The organism is Aestuariibaculum scopimerae (genome assembly GCF_059428085.1).
The window spans coordinates 53,773-74,181 of sequence record NZ_CM182089.1; the positions used below are offsets into that span (position 1 = coordinate 53,773).

Genomic DNA, 20,409 nt, shown 5'->3' on the forward strand with positions numbered 1-20,409 from the left:
ATTCTCATGAATTTAAAATTAGAAAAAATGAAAACAAAAATATTATATATAGTATTGGCAATTTCCATGGTTGCCTGCAGTGATTTTTTGGAAATTGACTCTGAAACAGAACTAAGTAATAGCACCTTTTTTAAAACCCAAGAAGATTTTGAAAAGGCTGTAAATGGTACGTATGCACCACTACGCGATTTATATGAAAAAGCGGCATACGTAATGGGCGAAATGCGATCTGATAACTCCCACTATGATTATAATGGTGATAACAGGGGCCAAAACCCCCCAGAATTTATAGCAGATTTTATAGAAACATCTACTAATGAATATTTGCAAATTAAATGGGACAATAACTATTACATCATTTCAAGAGCTAATAAAGTACTTGCTTCTATTGATGATATTGAGTTTGATGATACTAGTTTAAAAGACAACCTTATAGGGCAGGTTTTATTTTTACGGGCGCTTTCTTATTTTGATCTTGTACAGTATTTTGGCGATGTACCGCTTCATTTAGATCCTGTTACAACACTAGAAGAAACGGCTTTGCCCTTATCAACTACCGAGGTTATTTACCAACAAATTATAGATGATGTACAACGTGCCATAACATCGCTTCCCAACAAAGCCAATCAAGAACCCGGGCGGGCCACCAGTGGTGCCGCAAAAACATTATTGGGTAACGTTTATATGGTGCTTAAAATGTATCCACAAGCAGCCACTATTTTTCAGGAAATTGTAGATTCTCAACAATATATGTTAATTAATACAGGTTCAAATACCGATTATGCAAATGTTTTTGATCCTAATAACAAAAATAATAGTGAATCTATATTTGAAGTTCAATATCTAGAAGGGGCATCTGGGTATAATAGTAATTTTATTTATCAGTTTTTACCACAACCAATCACTGCCGAAGAGGTTGCCCAAGTTACTGGGGTTTCAAATGCGCAATCTATGGGGGTAGAAGGTTTTAATTTACCAACGCCCGATCTTATTGCCAGTTATGAAACTGGAGATTTTAGAGAAGATGCCACAATCAATTATCTTTTTGTCTCGGCCTCTAATATGCTAACACCATATGTAGCCAAATACAATCATCCACATTCCCAGTTTAATAATACAAATGATAACTGGCCAGTATACAGGTATTCAGAAGTATTGCTTTTTTTAGCTGAAGCACTCAATGAAACAGGTTCTGGAGACCCATTAATTTATTTAAATGAAGTAAGAAATAGAGCTGGTCTTGCCGATATTGTTATAACTGATAAGGAGCAATTAAGAGCCATTATTCTACATGAAAGAAGAGTTGAACTCGCTTTTGAAAATAAAAGATGGCTCGATTTGGTTCGTACAGGTAATGCCGATGCTGTTATGAAGGCTTTTGGAGCAAATGTTAAAGCGAATCCGCAGGATTATTACTATCCCGTAGGAGTTGGTCCATTACCATCAGCATATACTACTATTAACACACTATTCCCTTTACCATCAAGAGAAGTTATTTTAAATCCAAACTTTTAGGTTAATTAATTTAGTTTATTTTTATATTACAAGGCATGGGCTCTATGCCTTGTAATATTTTTGTTTTGTTCTCAATATAAAGTTCAAAAACTTTAATAGGTTAAATCAATAACTTCAATTTTAACCATTGCCAAACCAAAACACTTACTCCCCTCCTACTCGAATTCTTCTTGTATAAAATGTATTAGATTAAAAAATTCATAAAACCTCACAATACGGTTTAATTGATTGAATTATTAAAACCATTCTGGCATAATATATAACACATTTAAAAATATTTAGTTAAAAAACTATCATTATATGCAATAATTAATTATTATTGCGCAATCGATTACATTTTATTCAACTAAACCAAATAATAGACCATGAAACAGTTAAAGGTGTTTTTTATATTGGCCCTGCCATTTTTAGTTTTTACCGCTTGTAGTAGCGATGGTGATGGCGTAGATGAAAAGAAGGCTATTCTAGTGGAAAAGGTTATTATCAATGCTACCGATATTGATAATGGTCAAGCTCAACAATTACAAGTTGTGGTGTTGCCCAATAACGCTACAAACCGCTCCGTTAGCTGGTCGGTTTCCAATGCCTCTATAGCCTTAATTTCAGATAAAGGGCTTTTAACCCCCTTAGAAAACGGTACTGTAAAAGTAACGGTTACGGCCAACGATGCATCGGGTATTTCGGCAGAAAAAACCATTAACATCTCTGGCGTTGCCGGGCCCGTAGTACTTGTTGAAAGTATTGCTATATCGGGAGGCGATATTACCGATGGTGCCTCTAAACAACTCACGGCCCAGGTACTGCCTGCAGGGGCCACCAACAAGGTTGTGGCCTGGTCGGTTTCTAATACCTCCATAGCCGAAATCAATAACGAAGGCCTCTTGGTTCCCAGTAAAAATGGCACTGTAAAGGTAACCGCTACTGCTACCGATGGCAGTGGTATTAAGGGCGAACTGGATATTAATATTTCTGGCGTGGTTCTAACAAACCTAAGGGCAGAAAACATTTTGCTGTGGCAACGTAGCAATGGTGGATGGCCCAAAGAGCCCCATAATGATTTTTCTGGGTACGACAGGCCACAAACCGAGGCCGAAATAGCCGAAGCCGAAAGTAAAAAGAATAATACCGATACCACCATTGATAACAACCATACCATTGATGAAATTAGAATTCTGTTAAGCGCTTACAAGGCCACCAACAACAATGCCTATTTGGAAGCTGCCGTAAGAGGCATCGATTTTATTTTTGAAATGCAGTACGATAATGGTGGGTGGCCCCAATATTACCCCTTACGTAATGACTACAGCCGTTACATTACCTATAACGATAATGCCATGACCAATGTTATGAACTTGTTGCGGGATATCTTTTTAAAGAAAAACAACCTGGAACTTATTAACGAGAGTTATGTAACCAAGGCCCAAACAGCTTTTGATAAAGGTATTGCAGTCATATTACAAACCCAAATTATAGTTGGTGGCACCAAAACAGCGTGGTGTGCACAGCATAATGAAGTTACTTTAGCGCCCGCCAAAGCCCGGTCTTACGAGCTGGAATCCATTAGCGGTTCGGAGTCTGTTGGCGTTGCCCGGTTATTAATGTCCTTAGAGTCACCCTCGGCCGATGTTATCGATGCTGTACATAAAGCAGTGGCTTGGTTTGAAACTGCCAAGATTGTGGGGTATGCCCTTGTTGATGTTACGGGTTCTGAATATGAAAACGGCTATGATAAAATTTTAGTGGAATCGCCTGGCAATGTTATGTGGGGGCGGTTTTATGATTTAGAAACCAACGAACCCTTTTTCTGTAGCAGAGATGGCATAAAAAAAGCTACCATTGCCGAAATATCCCATGAAAGAAGAAATGGCTATGCCTGGTATGGCAACTGGCCCAAAAATTTAATTAGTACCGAATATACGGCCTGGAAAACAAAGCATGGCATTTAAGTTTGCCATAAAATAAGAGCAAGCCTGTTATAGGGCTTGCTCCGTACATTTATTAAAAAAAACAAAATCTTATGAGAATTGATTATGATCACTAAAATTAATACACAATTTCTCTGATTAAGTTCTATTAATTAAACATTTGAAAACGCACTTACCCTAAAAAAAATCCAAACTTTTTTTCGGTAACCTAAGGGTCTATAAAATAAAACAGCAAGTTGCTATAACTTGCTGTTTCGAACATACACCCCCTAAACGCTTGGGATCAAGCATTTAGCCCATATAACGTAAAATATTTAATACTTTTTATAAAAATAACAGGTGATTGACCCCTCGCACACCTGTTATCTTAAATAAACACCAAACAAGTTATTGTTTGGCCACGTTCAAAATTTCAAAGCTTATACTGCTTCAATACTAAGCTTTGAAATTGTGAGTTTTAATTTTAATCCAGAAGCTTAGCAGACCAGTAAAGGCCTGCGAGCTTCCTCCTCATTGGAATGATTAATAGCAGTCACCAACAAAAACTCGTATAATAGCAATGACTACACTATTAATACGTTTGAAAAAGCAAAAACCCTTACTCTGTCATATTACTTTAACATAAGTTTAACATGTATTTTAACATTTAGCCCTCACTTACATAGGAAATATTCCAGTTATGATACCTGTCTTTAGTTGCCGAAATTTATATAATATTATACATTATTAACCTCATATATAACAGAATATATATACAATTTAAAAAAAACAGCTTCATTTTTCACTAAAAATACTATCAACATGTACGAATATTAAGTATATTTATCTCGCTAAGTATTGTGTGGATGAACACCATGGCGTTTGTCCATACAATATACAAACCGAACAAAAATGCCTAGTAGTGGGTATTGTATTTAGTTAAGTAGATTAATTTCTTTTAAAAAACACCAATCATGAAAACAAGAATTTTTTTGGCCATCCTTATAGGGTTGCCAATCTTCATATATGCCAAAATGATTTAAAAGAATTAGAAATATTACCAGAAAACATTCAAAAAGCTTTAGAACAAAGAGAAAAAACTGTTGGGACTAATTTACCCCCAGAAATTGAGAAATTAGTTTCTTCAAGTGTAATCGAAAAAAGTAAAATTTGGAATGAAAGTGTACTAAAAGTCAGTTTTAAAGGAGGTACACCATCACTGCACAGATTAATTGCAGAAACCGCTAATATTTGGACAAACTATGGAGATATTACTTTTGATTTTGGGTATAATCCTATTAAAAGAACATTCAGAACGTGGAAAGCAAACGATTCAAGCCATATTCGCGTTGGATTTGATTATAAAGGGTATTGGTCAATCGTTGGTAATACAAGTGTTGATTGGTCGATAATACCAAAAGGACAAATTTCACTCAATCTTGAAAATTTTGACAAAGGAAATCTTCCACAAAATTGGAAAGCAACCGTATTACACGAATTTGGTCATTCGCTTGGATTTAAACATGAGCATCAATCACCAGACAGTGATTGTGACTTTGATTGGGCAAAGGTATACACAGAACTTGCCAAAGCGCCTAATAAATGGGACAAAGCTAAAGTAAATCACAATATTAGAAAACTACAAGAAAGAGGATTAATGTTTTCAACATATGACATAAACTCAATAATGCATTATAGTTTGCCATATTGGATGTTTCTAACTGGAAAAAAGTCTAAATGCTATACCGAGCAAAACACTAAATTATCAGCATTAGATAAAAAAATGATGAATAATATCTATCCATCAAAAAATTCCGATTTTACATCACAAAGGCAAAAAATATCGGTCATTTATGAGCAAATTAAATTAGCCTATGAAACATCTGACTCTATTACTTCTACTTCAAGTCGTGTTGCCTACGAAATATTTAGTAAAAAAGCAGATTATTTTTCCAAAGAGCGAAATGAAAACAGTAAATATATAGTTGGTATTCAAGGGTTAAATATTGATGAACAGGCCTATTCAAACTTTGCTCAATTTATTATAAACAAAGGTTATACAATAAATTTAAACAGCAATTACAAAGAAAATAAACCTTGGTTAGCAAAAGTATCAATTGTTTTATACTATCATCGAAAAAACAAAGATAAGGCTAGACAAATAGCACTGGAACTATCAAAAGTTACTAACCAAAATTTCAAAATAGGTAGGGGAAAAGGTTTAGCGGTCTTTGACCCAGCAAAACAATTTTATATTCATTGGATACCAAGCAACTAAAGCATGCTTAAAACAAGTTACTTTAAAACAAAAATTATGAAAAAAATAGTATGTATTCTAACAATTTCAATTTACCAGATGGCTTTTGGCCAAGTTAAACTTTGGAATAGTGAACTAAACAAAATTAAAACTAAAGGAACATTTCTTACTATTAATAAAGAACTAAAAAATGCGCCAGAAACAGAAGATATAAATGAACTCTTTGGCATATTTCCAGCAACAACAGTAGTAGGTACTTTACTGCCATTTGCTTTTCAATATGGTAATACTGCTTTAAAAACTTTAACATCTAAAAATGAAAAAGACTATTTATCAGAAAATATTTGTCTAAACAGTCTTACTATACCATTTAGTGAATTAGAAAATAGCAGCGTAGATTTTAATGCAACGCTAAAATATTATGAAAAAGGAAATAGTATAAGTTCGGTTGCATCAAAATACACGTTTTCAATTAGGCAAGAAGATAATTCACTGGTAATTTCCTTAAATAATACTCAAGAAGAAAACTATATTCCAATTAAAAGTAAAAAGAAATATGATTTTATAATTGAGACTTTTGATATTACGATTCAAGCAGAAATGCACTCTAAAATAAATGATTCCATTAAAAAAGTCGAATTAAAAGAATTAGGTTCAACAAAAATAACAAGGACTATAGCAAGCTTCACAAAAGATGTTGACAAAATTTTAAATAATGGCATGGTATTATATCCAAAAAACGATAGTAAGGGTAATGAAATCAATATAGAAAATATCATTCTTACTTGTAAAATCACCTATTTAAACCCTTATGGATCAACACAAAGTTCACTTAATAAATTCCTCGAAAACAATTCTGATACTAATGAAGCCTTGTTCAATGCCATTTTTATTAAATCAGAAGACTAATATTAAAGCCTGCATATAACAAAAACATGTATAATGCATTGCTGCGGGTTTTCTATTCGGTTTGTATTTGCTAAATTAGGTGCTTTCCCGGCCCGATCCCGATAGTTATCAGGACTATCGGGACAGCAACAAAATATACACAAACTGTGGTGCTACAGTTAAAAATTACGTCTAAAAAGATAATGATAAGATTAAATTTGTAACTTTGGTATTATGGATTTAAGTTTAGAAAATAAAAAAATAGAATTAATTCAATGGTTATCAACATTGAATGATAAATCTCTGATTGATAAACTAATGAAATTAAGAGAAAAAGAAAAAAACGATTGGTGGAATGAAATTTCAGCAAACGAAAAAGAGTCTATTGAAAAAGGAATTTTAGATGCCGACAACGGAAAATTAACTTCTCACTCAAAAGTGAAAGGGATTTATGAAAAGTGGTTATAAAATACTGTGGACCGACCACGCTATATCTGAACTTAAAGAAACTATTGAATACCTAGAAAATAATTGGACGAAAAGAGAGTTAAGAACGTTTTCTGCAAAATTGGACCACACCATTGAACTGATTTCAAAATCACCCGAAATTTTTCCAGAATCATCAGAGAAAAAGCATGTCCGAAAGGCTGTCGTTGAAAAACACAACAATCTCTATTATAGAATTAATAAAAACTCTATTGAGATTGTTTCTTTATTTTCAAACAGAAAAAATCCGAAAAAGAAAAAAATATAAAAACCGTTGCATAGCAATAGTTATAAGCAATTGCCTGTTCTCGCACACTTCTGAAATTCTCACAGATTTTCTATTCGTTTTGTATTTGCTAAATTAGGTGCTTAAACACGTAACGAAATTATACACTAACAAACCTGGCTGGGTTGATAATTTATAAATAGAACTGTTTACAACATTTGTATAGCTCATGACAACATTTTTATGATGGAGATTAAACTGGATAAAAAAACAAGGTCAAATTAGAAATCAAAAGTCATTTCAGACGAAAAAAAGTAGATTTACCGAGAGTCAGATCATCAAGGTCTTAAAGGAAAACCAACACATAAGCATTAAGGTACCGCATACCGTAAGCATGTAACACCTGCATGCCTATGGTATAAAGCTTCTTCATATCACCGTATGAAGGTGCTTCTAATACTAATCTGAAGCACCTTCACATAGTAATGAGGATTTGTTTCATATAGTAAGCATGCAGGTGTTGCATATAATAGGCATGTTGATGCTTTATGTAAATTAACTACATAAAAAAAGCACACCTTTTGGGTGTGCTTTTTAAATAAAATACCAACCGCTACAGTACGGTTAACAATTTAGACAAACTGCCTGTACGCAATGTAACCGTATCTAACAAGCTGCGTACCTCTAAACGGTAGGTGCCCGTTGCAAGTACTGGCGGGTTTAAAAAAATTAGCTCCCCCGGTTTGTTACGTAGCAACTTGCTAGCTATGCGTGTGGCCGTTCCTGTTGCTATATCAACAAAAAAAATGCCCTGCGTGGCATCGGCCTCATCAAACTTTAGCAAGGATCCCACAATGCGTCCGCCACCATTGGCAGTAGCTTGGTCATCCTGGGTCTCAGAGGCATGGTCGTAATAATGTGCCAAAACTGGGGTACGCTCTCTAGAGGCTATCTTTTTAACGGGAATCTGCGAGGCTGCGGGCGACAAGCGCGTGCCAACATTTACATTAATGTTAATCTTGTGCTTGCTCTTATTAAACACCTCATCCTCAGAATTAAATACGCCACTAATCCCCGAGGTAATATTTACCAGTGGGGTGGTAATGGAGTGCCCCTGCTCTACTAGGTTAATCATGCCCTGTGTCATCTCTTCCCAACCCGCTAGGGCCTCGCCTTTGGTAACAGTAGACCCCTGTCGGGTAATATAATCAAACACATCCTCTAGGCTATAGCCATTGGCATTACTGCTCACAGCCATATAATCATCTGGATCGGCTGTCATTTGGTTGGGTATTAAATAATACTCTAAAGCCATAACATGGGGTTTTTAGGGTTGAACCATCTTTTTGTCTCCGGTGTTTTATTTAATTCCCTTCCGGTCTTGGAACGTCTTTGCTTTATCATAATATGATATTTAAAAAGGTTAATAATTTATTTTTTGCTATTAATTTTTTAAGATGTAAAGCTGTTTTATTGTTTAGGTTAGCTCCAATCACTAATCATTAATTACCACCCCACCTATCACTCCCACCAACACCCCGCCAATGCCCGCGCCAATAATCCGCCAGGTGTTCCTTTGTTGTTCTTGCTTAATATGTTCTTCGGTGGCTATAAGCTTAAGGTTCAGTTCCGAAAGCTTAAGGTCGGTTAGCAGCAATCGGGTGCGCAGTTCGGTATTTTGGGTCCTTATGAACTGGAACAGGGCTTCCACATTGTTTTGCTTTTGGGCGAACAGACTTTGCAGGCTGTCCAACCGCCCCTGCTCCTGTAGCAAGAGGCTTTCCAATAGCTGTTTGCAGTTATAGTCTAGGGTTACCACCAGGCTATCGTTTAGCAGGGTTTGGGTTGGTTGTTGCGCTTGGGCTGTTGTGGTGTATGCTAGTAGTAGCAATAGGATGGGGATTCGTTTTTTCACTTTTAACTTTTAATTTTTAACTTTTAACTTTTAATTTTTCACTTTTAGTTTTTCACTTTTAGTTTTTCACTGTTGTGTGTTTACTGTTGCTGTTTAACTCCCCGGATTGCTGTTGCACAATGCCCGCGCGCCTCCTGGCTCCTTCACTAAATCTTTCCACTGGAAAGATTTTTAACGCTCGGTCCCCCCATCTTCGGAAAAGAAGAGGGGAGCCAGATTCGTCTGGCTTTTTAATTTCGTCTGAGTAAGCAAACTCTGAACTCTGAACTCATAACTTGTCCAAACTTTTCACTTTTAGTTTCTGGTTGCATTGTTTTCTGTTTTATTAATTTCGTCTGAGTAAGCAAACTCTGAACCCATAACTTGCCAACCCACATTTCGCTTGTTTTTTAAAATTTTTCATTTTTTGTTAGTTCTTTAATGTTCAACTTAATGGAGGGTTAAAAACCCAACCGTGGTATTCATAATCCTGAATCCTGAATTTTTATCTAGTCTCTAACAGCAAAGCGGTCTAGCATCTAGTTTCTATTTTACTGTTCATTCTTTTAACTTTTCACTTTTAGTTTTTCACTTTTAGTTTCTGGTTGCATTGTTACTGGATATTTTAACTTGTTTATGTTATTGTTTTTTTTACCCTTACTTTTTTATTCGTCCATTCTATTTTTTTTTAGAGGAACTCATGATGTGCTCCGCAATTCATTGATAAAAAAGTAACAAAAAATCTAGGCTGATTTGCCCTTCCGCCATCTGGCCCGTTCACTAAAAATGTCCACAGGACATTTTCTTGACGTTCCGTCCTCTTGAAAATCCGCTTCAAGGCTCTATCATGCGCGTTGCAACCGCTACGCTAGGCAACGCTCCACAGCCACCGCTTCGCCTTGAACGCCTTCGCGCCATCTGGCTCCTGCACTAAATCTTTCTACTAGAAAGATTCTTAACGCTCGGCCCTACTACGGAATTAAAAATAGGCCGTTTACCTGCCTCATGGCCCTTGACCAACGATAGTGACACTCTTAACTTTGAACTCATAACTTGCCAACCCACATTTCGCTTGTTTTTTAAAATTTTTCATTTTTTGTTAGTTCTTTAATGTTCTACTTAATGGAGGGTTAAAAACCCAACCGTGGTATTCATAATCCTGAATCCTGAATTTTTATCTAGTCTCTAACAGCAAAGTGGTCTAGCATCTAGTTTCTATTTTACTGTTCATTCTTTTCACTTTTAATTTTTCACTTTTAGTTTTAGTTTTAGTTTTTAGTTTTTAACTGTTCTTTTCAAGTTGAGATTCTTCGGTCGTTGCCTCCCTACCGATGACGTATTTTGCAACGTGTTCATTTTTAACTGTTTTAAGGTTCTCGACTGCGCTCGAACTGACACTATGATTACAGTTGTTCGTCATCTCATTTTGTGTGTTTGGGTACCAAAAATTTTGTCTCTGAATGACAGACTTATCACTTTTAACTTTTAATTTTTAACTTTTAACTTTTCACTGCTTTTCACTGCTTCTCAATCAAGTACCCCGTTAACTCCCAAAACCCTTCCATTTCCTGTGCCATGTTAAACACTTGGCTCCAGCCCCCTGCTAGCTGCAGTATTATGGTGCCTTTTTTAAACACTATGCTTTTAAGGGTCATGTTGGTGCGCCGCTCTATAACTGCCAATACCTGGGGCAATAGGCCTTTTACGTTTGTTGTGGTGATGGTCATCTTAAAAATAGGGTTAAGGTCATTTTGGCTCATAGGTATTTAATTGGGACTTTATATGGTTTAGTTCTTCCTGCCACTGGTTTAGCAGGGTATTGATGTTTTCATTAATTTCATTATCGGTAGTACGGTAGTGCCACAGGCCCCGTTCTAAGCTGTCTATGGCCGCTTTGGCCTGTACCAGTTGGTCTTGGGCATTGGTAATACGCTGCTGGGTAGCTTCTAGCTTTTGCTTAAGGGTTCGGGCGTTTTGGTACTGCCCAATGTTGAGTAGGAGCATCAACAGGGTAAGCGCCCAGCCCAGGGACTTGATAAGGCCCTTCCCTATTCTAGACCATAAGCTTGTTGTTGGTAGTTTAAGGCGTTGTAATGTCATATTCGTTTAATTAAAATTGTAAATCATATATCGTAAATTTTAAATCCATTTCCTGTATAATTTAAAAACTTTTCACATACAGTTGTATTCATAATTATCAATATTTGTTTTTATTTGTCATTTTTCAGTTGCAAATATGTCAAAAATCATAGGAATAAACATACCTAATCTTAGTCCCGTGTCTAAGATTAGGTGTACCCAATTGGTTTTCAGATATAAAAAAATTGCTTTTTTAGAGGTTTTTACGGACTCAGTAGTTCAGTGCCACGTATTTAATAAACAAGGTTATGAGTTTCTTTAAAAAAATGGCCTTGTTTATCTTGCGGTTGCGGATTTTAGCCACGGTACGCCGATAGTCCTTTAGGTGAGTACCAAACAGGGTTTCAAATACCCTAATGGTCTCTGCCAAACTTTGGTTTTTATTGACGATAAAACCACAGGCATGGAGGATGTAGACAAACTCTATCAATTCTGTTTTGGTACCCTTCCATTGCAACAGGGCGGTTTTCTGCGGCCCTGCTTCGGGTGCTGTGGTGTCCAGGTCCAACAGCGCTATCTGTTCCCTTAGGGTCTCTATCAGTCGCTCGTAGGCCAATAGGGTGGCCAGGATGTTGTCGATCCCGGTGGTAAGGCCGGGAATGCTGAACAGGCAATAGGGCCCGGCGTTTAGGCAGGGGGTGTTGTTCTCTGTATTTAAATAGATGGTCTCCAGGGTGGTGTCGCCACGCTTGTAGGCGCGGTACAGGTCCTGGTGGGTGTTTATGTAGTCCTGCCTTTTCTGGATTTCCCTGTCCAGGTACTTGATCTGCTTTTTTACCGTGCCCAGGGGCAGGTTTATCTGTACGGTGTAGTGCTCGCGGTAAAAGATCCAGTGGCCCAAAACCTGGGGCAGCTGCTCCTTGCGGAAGGCCCGTATATCGTTCTTGCTGGCAAAGTCTGCCTTTAGCGCCATGGCCTGTATCTGGCACAGGTACTTTTGGCTGCACTGGGCGCCCTGTTCGCATTGTTCCAGTAGGTCTGGGGTGTTGGTCTGTATTGTTTTTATCTCTGCTTCGAATTGTTCAAAGGTTTGATTCATTGGTACTTTGTTTTTTTATGTATTAGTATTTCTTTCTTTTCATCTTGTTTGCTATTAATTCTTTAGGGTTAATCATATTTTAGGCCCTTTTAGGGCTACGCTTTGTTTTTAATAAATGTATTTCGAGTGGTGTGTGGTTTTCTAGGTCATGGTCTTTGGGTTTTAGGGTTATACATTTTTTATAGCCCCGAGGCCAAAACCTCAGGGCTTTTTGTTTTAATCTTTTACTTTTCTATTTCTCACTGTTGACGGTACTCGTTGCAACCTTAAATGGAAAAACATACCCTTCAGGCTCTCTAATCACCAATACATCTACCTCACGCTCTTGTAAAGTAAAGTGCATGCCATATTTTTGTAACACTTTGTTTAATAACTTATAATCTCCAATATTTAGGTTTGCACCTGAGTCAATGTTTCCAAGGTAGCCTTTGAAATTGGTTTCGTCTATTATAGGATATTTTAAATAATCATACCCTACTTTACTCTCAAGGTCATATAAAAATTTAGAAATTTTAATCTTGTTTAGTGCTAATGTGTCAAAAATCATGTTTTTCTTGCCTCCATTCTTGTATGATATTTGAAGAGTATCCAATGCGGTTAGTATCAAACATTTCTTCTTTCGCTTTTCCCATGACACATCTAATCCAACATATCGTTTTAAATCTTGCTGCATCTCCTGCTGCATTTCTAAATGCGAAGAAGCATTAGATTTTAATTGATAAATGTAACAGTCTTCAATCTTGAAACCTTTTGAAGAAGTAGCTGAATATTTAATTGGATTGCTAACATCTAATTCAATAAACTTCCATTTTACAGGCTCTGCCTCAAACCTCATTTTTCTCTTACGAAAATTATTAGTATACGCCAACGCATATAAATTAATAATATCATTTTGTGCATAAATAATTTTTTCCTGTTTACCAGGTAAAGATTTTATGTCATTAAACAAAAAATACGAATCAGGCTTATACATTTTTGATTTAGCAAACATAGATAATGAAAGTATTTGCTCTTGGGCACCTTCATTATTACTAATAAATAGTGGTTCCAAATAATTATTTCTAAACATGAATTCAACATTTCTATATTGAGGAATATTAAGCTCTTCTCCTTTCAAATAAGAATTAATATTTTCATAGCTTATCGGACTTCCATTGGTCAAGTACTCTACAAAACCATTTTCATTAACCCAAATAACAAAAGGAACTCCATCATACATTTTAAATAGCTTTGTGACTTCTATATCTGGTCCACTCATAGAGGGTAAATTCATCTCTATACCTTTTGCTCGTTTTTGTTGTTCAAATGTTTTTATTACTATATCTTGAGATTGCCAAGGATTCATAAGTATTATCTGAATTTGGTTTTTAAACTCTTTTTGTAACTTCAATAATTTGGGCCAAGAATCTATGCAACTCCTGCAACCTGTTGTCCAAAAATCGAATAACACCAACTTTCCTTTAAAATCTGTAAGCTTTGCTTCTTTTTCGGGATAGTTAATTAGATTTGAGATAGTATAATCAGGTAACTTATCACCTTGTTTTATAGGTTGAATACCTTGTGTATGTCCTATTGTTGTCAATAACATATAACAACACAGTACGATAAAGTTCTTCATGATAATATGCATAATTTAATTTTTATTCATTGACAAGAGTTTATCTAAAAGGATACTACATCACTCCGTTTGTAATAAATCAACATTTAACCTTTATAGATATACTCTTGCTCTTTTATTTATTATTCGTAACCTGGATTTTGAGTAGTATTTGGGTTGTTATCGATTTGAACTTGTGGAATCGGATATAATACATCTGTAGATTGCCAAGTAGCTCCCTTAATTGGTGCCAGCACAATATCAGCTCTATTCCAACGTTTTAGATCAAACCAACGGTGCCCCCATTCTGTAAATAATTCTACAAAACGTTCCTGCTCGATAGCAGACATTAAATCGGTTTGAGTTGCAGCTATAATGTCAGGTAAACCAGCTCGGGAGCGAATGACATTCAAATCTTCTTGAGATCCCACCATATTCCCTTGCTTAGCCCTAGATTCAGCACGAATTAAGTATTGTTCTGCCAATCTAAACACCATTGAATACTCAACTGGAGTTACGCTTTGTTTAATTTTATATTTATACGGGAAATAATAAATGTCTCCTGTAGCTGAATCAACATAACTATTTATCCAATATGTTCTTCTATTATCGTTTGGCTCAAAAGCAGTAATCATTTCATCAGTAAGTGAAACTTGGTTAGGATTTCCATTTAGAATAAATAAAGCAGCTTCCTTTGTGTTTTCATTTGATGGGTCACCAAAAGCTCCTTGAGCTTTCAATTGCCATATTGCTTCAGTACTGTTGGCCAAAAACACCTCATTCAAATCACTTTTTAGACTGTACTGAGATAAATTAATTATTGATGTTGCTTCGTCTTCTGCCTTTGACCAATCTTCCTTATACAAGTAAACTCTAGATAGTAAAGCAACAGCAGTCCACTTATTTGGCCTTATTCTATGAGAAGTAACATTACCATTTTCTAAATAATCTTCAGATAATAGGTTTTTAGCTTCTAGCAAGTCAATGATAATTTGTTCATAAACTTGTAATTTACTTTGTCTAGGTGATTGAGTATTCTCATTATAGTTTGTAGTAGTAACCATGGGAATGTCCCCAAATAAATTGGTTAAATAAAAATGACAAAAGGCTCTAATAAATAACGCTTCTCCTCTCAGTTGGTTTTTAGTTGCTGAAGTAACAGCTGAATGGCCAGACAAGCCCTCTATTATAGAGTTTGCATTATAGATATGTTTATAGGCTTCTGCCCATAAAGATGTGCTTAGCGTCTGATTATTTGGTAAAATAGAGTTAGAGTAGAATCCAACATAGTCTGATGATGCAATATTGAAGTTAATTAATTCATCAGATGAATTACCACATAAACGTGTAACACTTGAACGCCCCCCACTTGCAAATCCATCACTACTTTCATTGATCATTTGACTATACATGCCTGCCAAAGCCAGCTGTGCTGTTCCATCATTTGAATAAACTGACTCAGTAGTTATCTCATTTTTTGGAGCATCAATTTCTACAAAGTCTTCACAAGAAACAAGAATAAATATTAGTGAGAATACACAAATATTCCATTCTAACATTCTACGATAAAAAAATATGTTTTTCATAATTCTATATTAGTTAAAAAGTGATTTTAATTCCTGTAGTAAAAATTCTTAAAGAAGGAAGTGATTGACCGTTTTGAGTTTCAGGATCTATACCAAAATATTTGGTGACAGTGAACAAGTTTTGCCCTTGAATATATATATTAAAGTTTTGAATATTTAAATCATTTACCCATTTTGCAGGCAGACTATAGGATAGTGCTACATTTTTTAGTCTAATAAATGAAGCATCACTAATAACGGCATTACTGTTTCTATAATAAAAATCATAAGTTACATTAGCATTTCCTGTACTGTACTTTTGAATTTTGGTCAAATCTCCTTCTGCTTGCCATCTATCTAAAACCTCCACAGGTTGATTATTTGCAGTTCCAGGCATAGAACTGAAAGCCCAATAATTATAACCTTTTTGCTTAACAAATTGAAAATTAAAATCTAGCTCAAACCCTTTTAAGCTTAGATTATTATGGAATCCTCCATAAAATTTAGTGCTAAGATCAATAGCTTTTGTGTCATCATTGTTAATTATTCCATTGTTATCTATATCTTCTACTATATGTAAACCAGTATTTGGGTCTACCCCTATATAATTATACACTTTTCTTATATATAAAGGCTTGCCTACTATATATTTATTTGCGTAGGAAGAACCTTCTATATTTGGATAAGCAATGAGTTTGTTATTTGGAATAGTTAAATTAAAGCTACTACTCCATCTAAATACTTTTGTGTTTATATTTTGAATATGCAAATCAAATTCCCATCCTGTATTTTGTACTACTGCTGGCAAATTGAATTGAACTGAGGAGAAACCTGTTGTTGGAGCTAAAGGATAACCCACTAGTTGATCCGACGATCGATTATGATACCAACTGCTATTTATATCTATTTTATTGTTAAAAAGTCCTAGTTCTAAACCTATTTCTAATTTTTTATTGGTTTCCCAAGAATATTCTGGGTTAGAAATTCTAGTAGGCACTAAACCATTAGTGTTACGATATGGATAATCTGTTGATGTATATGAGTCTAAAAAACCATAATTCGGAATTTGATCACTTCCAGTAATACCATAACTAGTTCTAATCTTACCAAAAGATAAAATTTTGGAATTTCTAAACCATGCTTCATTAGAAAATAACCATGCCACACCAACTGCCCCAAAATTAGCAAATTGCTTTCCAGGCCCAAATTTACTGGAGCCATCTCGTCTTCCTGTTAAATTTACAATGTATCTGCTTTTAAACTCATAGTTTAAACGTCCAAAAATAGCATGATATTTATATTGGGTATAATTGTAATCATTTAAAGTAATACTTGATGCAGCTTTAATATTATCAATTAAAGCATCTGTTCTAAAACCAGAAGCAAATAGCGATTCTCTTTCTGACATGTTTTCTTGAAATGCTGCTCCTAGGAGAACATTCAATTTTCCTGATGAAAAATTCTTTGTGTAGAACAACTGTGGTTCAAAAATCCACGAACTAGTTTTGCCATCACCATATGCAGCACTTCCTGTGCTATTAGGAGTAGGTCTAGTCCTAGCACTTATGGGATTTTTAGAGGTTTCTTCTAATTGAATCTTATTATGCCCCATGTTTATTTTTATTTCTAAACCCTTTAAAAGTTTATATCCTAATACTGCGTTCAAAATCAAGTTATTCACATCGCTATCATAGGTCTTTTCTAAGGAACTATATGGATTATCATCCCAATCATTTAAAGTTCCATCTTCATTATATCCTGATGGGGCATTTGGCGGTAAATTATAAGCACTTCTTGTAAAATCATTACTTATTAAGTTATTGTTTTCACCTACATAGTTCATTGAAAAATTAATACTTAACCTATCATTTTTAGATCTATGATTTATATTCATGTTTAGTGATAGCTTTTTGTAATATAGATCACCGGGAAATACTGTTCCTTGCCTAAAATAGCCACCTCCTAATAAAAATTGAGTTTGTTTATTTCCTCCAGATACTGAAGTTTGAATATTTGTGACTTCTGCTATTCCTCCTATAAGTTCTTCTTGCCAATCAGTATAACGATCTTGCTCCCATCTTTTTACATCAGGCCAAAACCTATCATACCTTGTACTATTGAGAAGACTACCAAATCCATCATTCGTTATCCCTTCAATACGCATTTCTAAATATTGTTCTGTATTTAATAAATCTATTTTCTTTGGAACTTGTCCAATTCCAGCATACACGTTCAAGTCCACCTTTGTTTCTTCTGATTGTCCTCTTTTTGTAGTAATTAAAACCACGCCATTTGCTCCTCTAGAGCCATATATTGCTAAACCATCAGCGTCTTTAAGAATCTCTATACTCTCAATATCGTATGGGTTAATCGCACTTAAAGGACTTCCTCCCTGAAGAGGAGATTGGACGAAAAATTCAGAAGTAAGTAAATCAGACGAATATGGTACTCCATCTATAATATATAAAGGATTATTTCCATCATCCCTTAAACTATTCCTTCCCCTTATTTGAATATTAATAGCAGCACCAGGCAATCCGTTTGCTTGTGTAATAAAGACTCCTGGCATCCTACTTTGTATGGCCTGTAATGGGTTAGCTACGGGTTGTTTCTCAATGTCTTTTGCTTTTACTTTTGCAATACTACCTGTTGCTGTTCTTCTTGTCGTATTATAATACCCCGCATTCAAAACCACCTCATCCAGCTGCCCTACTTCTTCTTTAAGAGTCACGTTAATAATACTTTGGCTGCCTACGGTAATTTCTTGTTTACCAAACCCTATGGCTGAGAACACCAAAACATTCTCAGGATTAGGCACCACAATACTATAACTACCATCAAAATCAGTAGCCGTACCTTTGGTAGTGCCTTTAATAAGCACAGTAGCCCCGGGAATGCCCAGGCCTTTTTCATCGGTTACTTTACCAGAGACCCGTATTTGCTGTATGGTACTAGCATCCTTAATAATAATGGTATCATCTTGGGAAAGTACAATATTATAGGTTTTATTGGACAGGCTGTTTTGCAATAGCTTGCTTACGCTTATGCTGCCTTTTTTAAGGGATACTTGGGGTTGCCCTTTAAAGAGGTCTTGGGGGTATAAAAAGCGGTATTTGGTTTGGGCCTGTATTATTTTAAATACATCGTCTACAGACACGGTTTTATCGGCATCGATAACAACGCGATCTTGCGAAAATCCTATTTCAGTTGTTAAACTAAAAACGGTAGTGCATAATAAGAAAACAAAGGTTCTCATAAGTATCAATATCAGCCTTTTATTGATTAAATATCGGGCTTTATTTGTTTTAAATTCCATAAATTTGCTCTATTAGTTAGTTAAATTTTTTAATTAATTAATAATCTTTTGGGGGATATAGCATTCTTCTTGCCGGTTGAAACTATGTCCTCCATTTTCTTTTTTTTAGACTTGCTATATGAGATAAAAAACTGCTAAACTCATAACTTCAAAAAGTCTTTTATCCTTTAGTCTTTGTTCTATGCTATGTTGGATGTCTTTTCATATATGTTGTAGTTTTTATTTAGTGGTTTTGTTTTTTTACTTAATATATAGTTTGTTGCCGTGGATTTCGTAATTGGTAATTACACCAAAGCTTTTAATGGTTTCCATAATTTGCTGGATGTCCTGGTTTTTTCCTAATGTACCGTTAAAGCCTACACTTTCTAGTTCGGGGTTATTAAATACTACATCCATATCGTACCAGCGCGCCAATACTGCCATGATATCTTTAAGGGAGGTCCTTTGGAAAATAAATAGCCCGTCTCTCCATGCGATAACGTTGTGTACGTTTACGGTAGCTACGCTTAGGGTGTTGGTGGTTTTGTTTAGGGTGGATTGTTGGTTAGGTTTTAAGATTTGAGTATTGGGTATTGAGTATTGAGACTTCTCGACTGTACTTGGGGTGACAGATACTTTGCCTTCTACTAGGGTCGTATAAATGTGGGGTTCGTCTTTGTAGGCTTTGATGTTGAATTGGGTTCCTAGGACTTCTACTATTTGGCTTATGCCATCCCGCCGGCTGGCTCCTTCGCTAAAATAGTCCACTGGACTATTTTTTGACGCTCGGCCCGGCTTTTGGCTGTTAGCAGTTAGCACCTTAAAATGAGAGCCACCGTGGTCGGTGCTTGGGGAAACATCGAAATAGGCTTCGCCGTAAACGAGGGTGACTTCGCGGGGTTGGCCTGTTATAAAGTTAACGGGGTATTGTATTTGGGTGTCGGAGTTTAACCATATTTGGGTGCCGTCGGCTAAAGCTAGTTGGTATTGGCCGCCTCTTGGTATTGTTAAGGTGTTTGTTGTTAGTCGGTTAGTCGTTTGTTGCTCACTGTTGCGGTTATCTGTGTAGGTGATGGCTTCGCCATTACTGTTGGCGTATGTTGTTTGGTAACTCGTTCCTTTTTCTAAGACTACGACAGAACCGTCTTCTAATGTTAAAGTGGCTTTGTTGGTGCCTACTTCTATTTGGTTATTGACTATGATTGGCCCTTCGACTGCGCTCAGGGTGACATTGGTCTTTATTAAGATGGTGATAGCGGCTATTAGCAAAATAGCGGCAGCGGCAGCGTATTTGTATATGGGTTTTAAACGGAATGTGCTTTTGGGTGTACGCTCTGCTTTTAGTTTGGCCTCAAACTTTTTAAGGGCTGCCTGGGCATTAAATTGTAGGTGGTGGGTTTTTAAAAGGTAATCGTTCTGTACAACCTGTTTAAAGGTTATTAGGTTTTCGGGTACTTTTAAAAGCGCCTCTAGCTGTTGCAACTCGGTGTTTGAAATCGTGTTGCTTAAATACTTTTCTATTAAATCATCTAATATCATAAGGGCCTTTTATGTGCTTTTGTATCCGTAGGACGAACGGGTTTTAAAAATCCCGTACTCCTAAA

General features: G+C 35.8%; 15 protein-coding genes. 6 read left to right on the top strand and 9 right to left on the bottom strand.

Annotated features, from left to right (window positions below; translation table 11 throughout):
* The first annotated feature begins 27 nt into the window (after window positions 1-27).
* From AC5SR4_RS00250 to AC5SR4_RS00275, 6 genes are all read left to right on the top strand, one after another.
* Entirely contained in the window at window positions 28-1,515 is a 1,488-nt protein-coding gene (locus tag AC5SR4_RS00250; RefSeq protein WP_495357541.1) for a RagB/SusD family nutrient uptake outer membrane protein, read from the top strand.
* Between the two features lie 365 nt (window positions 1,516-1,880).
* A complete protein-coding gene (gene pelA / locus AC5SR4_RS00255; protein WP_495357542.1) occupies window positions 1,881-3,461 on the top strand; it encodes a pectate lyase in 1,581 nt (526 codons plus the stop codon).
* A 1,177-nt stretch (window positions 3,462-4,638) separates the two neighbouring features.
* Complete coding sequence (locus tag AC5SR4_RS00260) at window positions 4,639-5,697, top strand: M12 family metallopeptidase (RefSeq protein WP_495359130.1); 1,059 nt, start codon at window positions 4,639-4,641, stop codon at window positions 5,695-5,697.
* A gap of 36 nt (window positions 5,698-5,733) precedes the next feature.
* Window positions 5,734-6,585, top strand: coding sequence for a hypothetical protein (locus AC5SR4_RS00265; protein WP_495357543.1), 852 nt, complete (start codon window positions 5,734-5,736; stop codon window positions 6,583-6,585).
* A gap of 213 nt (window positions 6,586-6,798) precedes the next feature.
* Window positions 6,799-7,032 (top strand): hypothetical protein, encoded by a 234-nt coding sequence (locus tag AC5SR4_RS00270; protein ID WP_495357544.1) that lies wholly within the window; start codon window positions 6,799-6,801, stop codon window positions 7,030-7,032.
* The gene (locus AC5SR4_RS00275) at window positions 7,016-7,318 is read left to right on the top strand and encodes a type II toxin-antitoxin system RelE/ParE family toxin (protein WP_495357545.1); all 303 of its coding nucleotides are present in this window, start codon (window positions 7,016-7,018) and stop codon (window positions 7,316-7,318) included. Before AC5SR4_RS00270 ends, AC5SR4_RS00275 begins: the two co-directional genes overlap by 17 nt.
* A gap of 571 nt (window positions 7,319-7,889) precedes the next feature.
* Here the strand turns inward: AC5SR4_RS00275 and AC5SR4_RS00280 are convergent.
* From AC5SR4_RS00280 to AC5SR4_RS00320, 9 genes are all read right to left on the bottom strand, one after another.
* On the bottom strand, window positions 7,890-8,591 hold the full coding sequence (locus AC5SR4_RS00280) for a DNA-binding domain-containing protein (protein ID WP_495357546.1): 702 nt from the start codon (window positions 8,589-8,591) through the stop codon (window positions 7,890-7,892).
* Window positions 8,592-8,771: 180 nt separating this feature from the next.
* The gene (locus AC5SR4_RS00285) at window positions 8,772-9,167 is read right to left on the bottom strand and encodes a hypothetical protein (protein WP_495357547.1); all 396 of its coding nucleotides are present in this window, start codon (window positions 9,165-9,167) and stop codon (window positions 8,772-8,774) included.
* Window positions 9,168-10,687: 1,520 nt separating this feature from the next.
* Window positions 10,688-10,930 carry a hypothetical protein gene (locus AC5SR4_RS00290; protein WP_495357548.1) on the bottom strand — a complete coding sequence of 81 codons (243 nt, stop codon included), beginning with the start codon at window positions 10,928-10,930 and terminating at the stop codon, window positions 10,688-10,690.
* Complete coding sequence (locus tag AC5SR4_RS00295) at window positions 10,917-11,270, bottom strand: hypothetical protein (RefSeq protein ID WP_495357549.1); 354 nt, start codon at window positions 11,268-11,270, stop codon at window positions 10,917-10,919. Before AC5SR4_RS00295 ends, AC5SR4_RS00290 begins: the two co-directional genes overlap by 14 nt.
* Window positions 11,271-11,520: 250 nt before the next feature.
* Window positions 11,521-12,348 (bottom strand): RteC domain-containing protein, encoded by an 828-nt coding sequence (locus AC5SR4_RS00300; RefSeq protein WP_495357550.1) that lies wholly within the window; start codon window positions 12,346-12,348, stop codon window positions 11,521-11,523.
* 232 nt (window positions 12,349-12,580) lie between these two features.
* Window positions 12,581-13,966 carry a TlpA family protein disulfide reductase gene (locus tag AC5SR4_RS00305; RefSeq protein ID WP_495357551.1) on the bottom strand — a complete coding sequence of 462 codons (1,386 nt, stop codon included), beginning with the start codon at window positions 13,964-13,966 and terminating at the stop codon, window positions 12,581-12,583.
* A gap of 122 nt (window positions 13,967-14,088) precedes the next feature.
* Window positions 14,089-15,531, bottom strand: coding sequence for a RagB/SusD family nutrient uptake outer membrane protein (locus tag AC5SR4_RS00310; protein WP_495357552.1), 1,443 nt, complete (start codon window positions 15,529-15,531; stop codon window positions 14,089-14,091).
* A 13-nt stretch (window positions 15,532-15,544) separates the two neighbouring features.
* Entirely contained in the window at window positions 15,545-18,826 is a 3,282-nt protein-coding gene (locus tag AC5SR4_RS00315; RefSeq protein ID WP_495357553.1) for a SusC/RagA family TonB-linked outer membrane protein, read from the bottom strand.
* A 240-nt stretch (window positions 18,827-19,066) separates the two neighbouring features.
* Window positions 19,067-20,344, bottom strand: coding sequence for a FecR family protein (locus AC5SR4_RS00320; protein ID WP_495357554.1), 1,278 nt, complete (start codon window positions 20,342-20,344; stop codon window positions 19,067-19,069).
* Between the last annotated feature and the right edge of the window lie 65 nt (window positions 20,345-20,409).

Bases quoted from the DNA above. Each gene is read 5' to 3' on its own strand.
- pelA (WP_495357542.1), top strand. From the start codon at position 1,881: ATGAAACAGTTAAAGGTGTTTTTTATATTGGCCCTGCCATTTTTAGTT.
- AC5SR4_RS00290 (WP_495357548.1), bottom strand. From the start codon at position 10,930: ATGAGCCAAAATGACCTTAACCCTATTTTTAAGATGACCATCACCACA.
- AC5SR4_RS00250 (WP_495357541.1), top strand. From the start codon at position 28: ATGAAAACAAAAATATTATATATAGTATTGGCAATTTCCATGGTTGCC.
- AC5SR4_RS00270 (WP_495357544.1), top strand. From the start codon at position 6,799: ATGGATTTAAGTTTAGAAAATAAAAAAATAGAATTAATTCAATGGTTA.
- AC5SR4_RS00310 (WP_495357552.1), bottom strand. From the start codon at position 15,531: ATGAAAAACATATTTTTTTATCGTAGAATGTTAGAATGGAATATTTGT.
- AC5SR4_RS00315 (WP_495357553.1), bottom strand. From the start codon at position 18,826: ATGGAATTTAAAACAAATAAAGCCCGATATTTAATCAATAAAAGGCTG.
- AC5SR4_RS00275 (WP_495357545.1), top strand. From the start codon at position 7,016: ATGAAAAGTGGTTATAAAATACTGTGGACCGACCACGCTATATCTGAA.
- AC5SR4_RS00320 (WP_495357554.1), bottom strand. From the start codon at position 20,344: ATGATATTAGATGATTTAATAGAAAAGTATTTAAGCAACACGATTTCA.
- AC5SR4_RS00280 (WP_495357546.1), bottom strand. From the start codon at position 8,591: ATGGCTTTAGAGTATTATTTAATACCCAACCAAATGACAGCCGATCCA.
- AC5SR4_RS00265 (WP_495357543.1), top strand. From the start codon at position 5,734: ATGAAAAAAATAGTATGTATTCTAACAATTTCAATTTACCAGATGGCT.
- AC5SR4_RS00295 (WP_495357549.1), bottom strand. From the start codon at position 11,270: ATGACATTACAACGCCTTAAACTACCAACAACAAGCTTATGGTCTAGA.
- AC5SR4_RS00305 (WP_495357551.1), bottom strand. From the start codon at position 13,966: ATGAAGAACTTTATCGTACTGTGTTGTTATATGTTATTGACAACAATA.
- AC5SR4_RS00300 (WP_495357550.1), bottom strand. From the start codon at position 12,348: ATGAATCAAACCTTTGAACAATTCGAAGCAGAGATAAAAACAATACAG.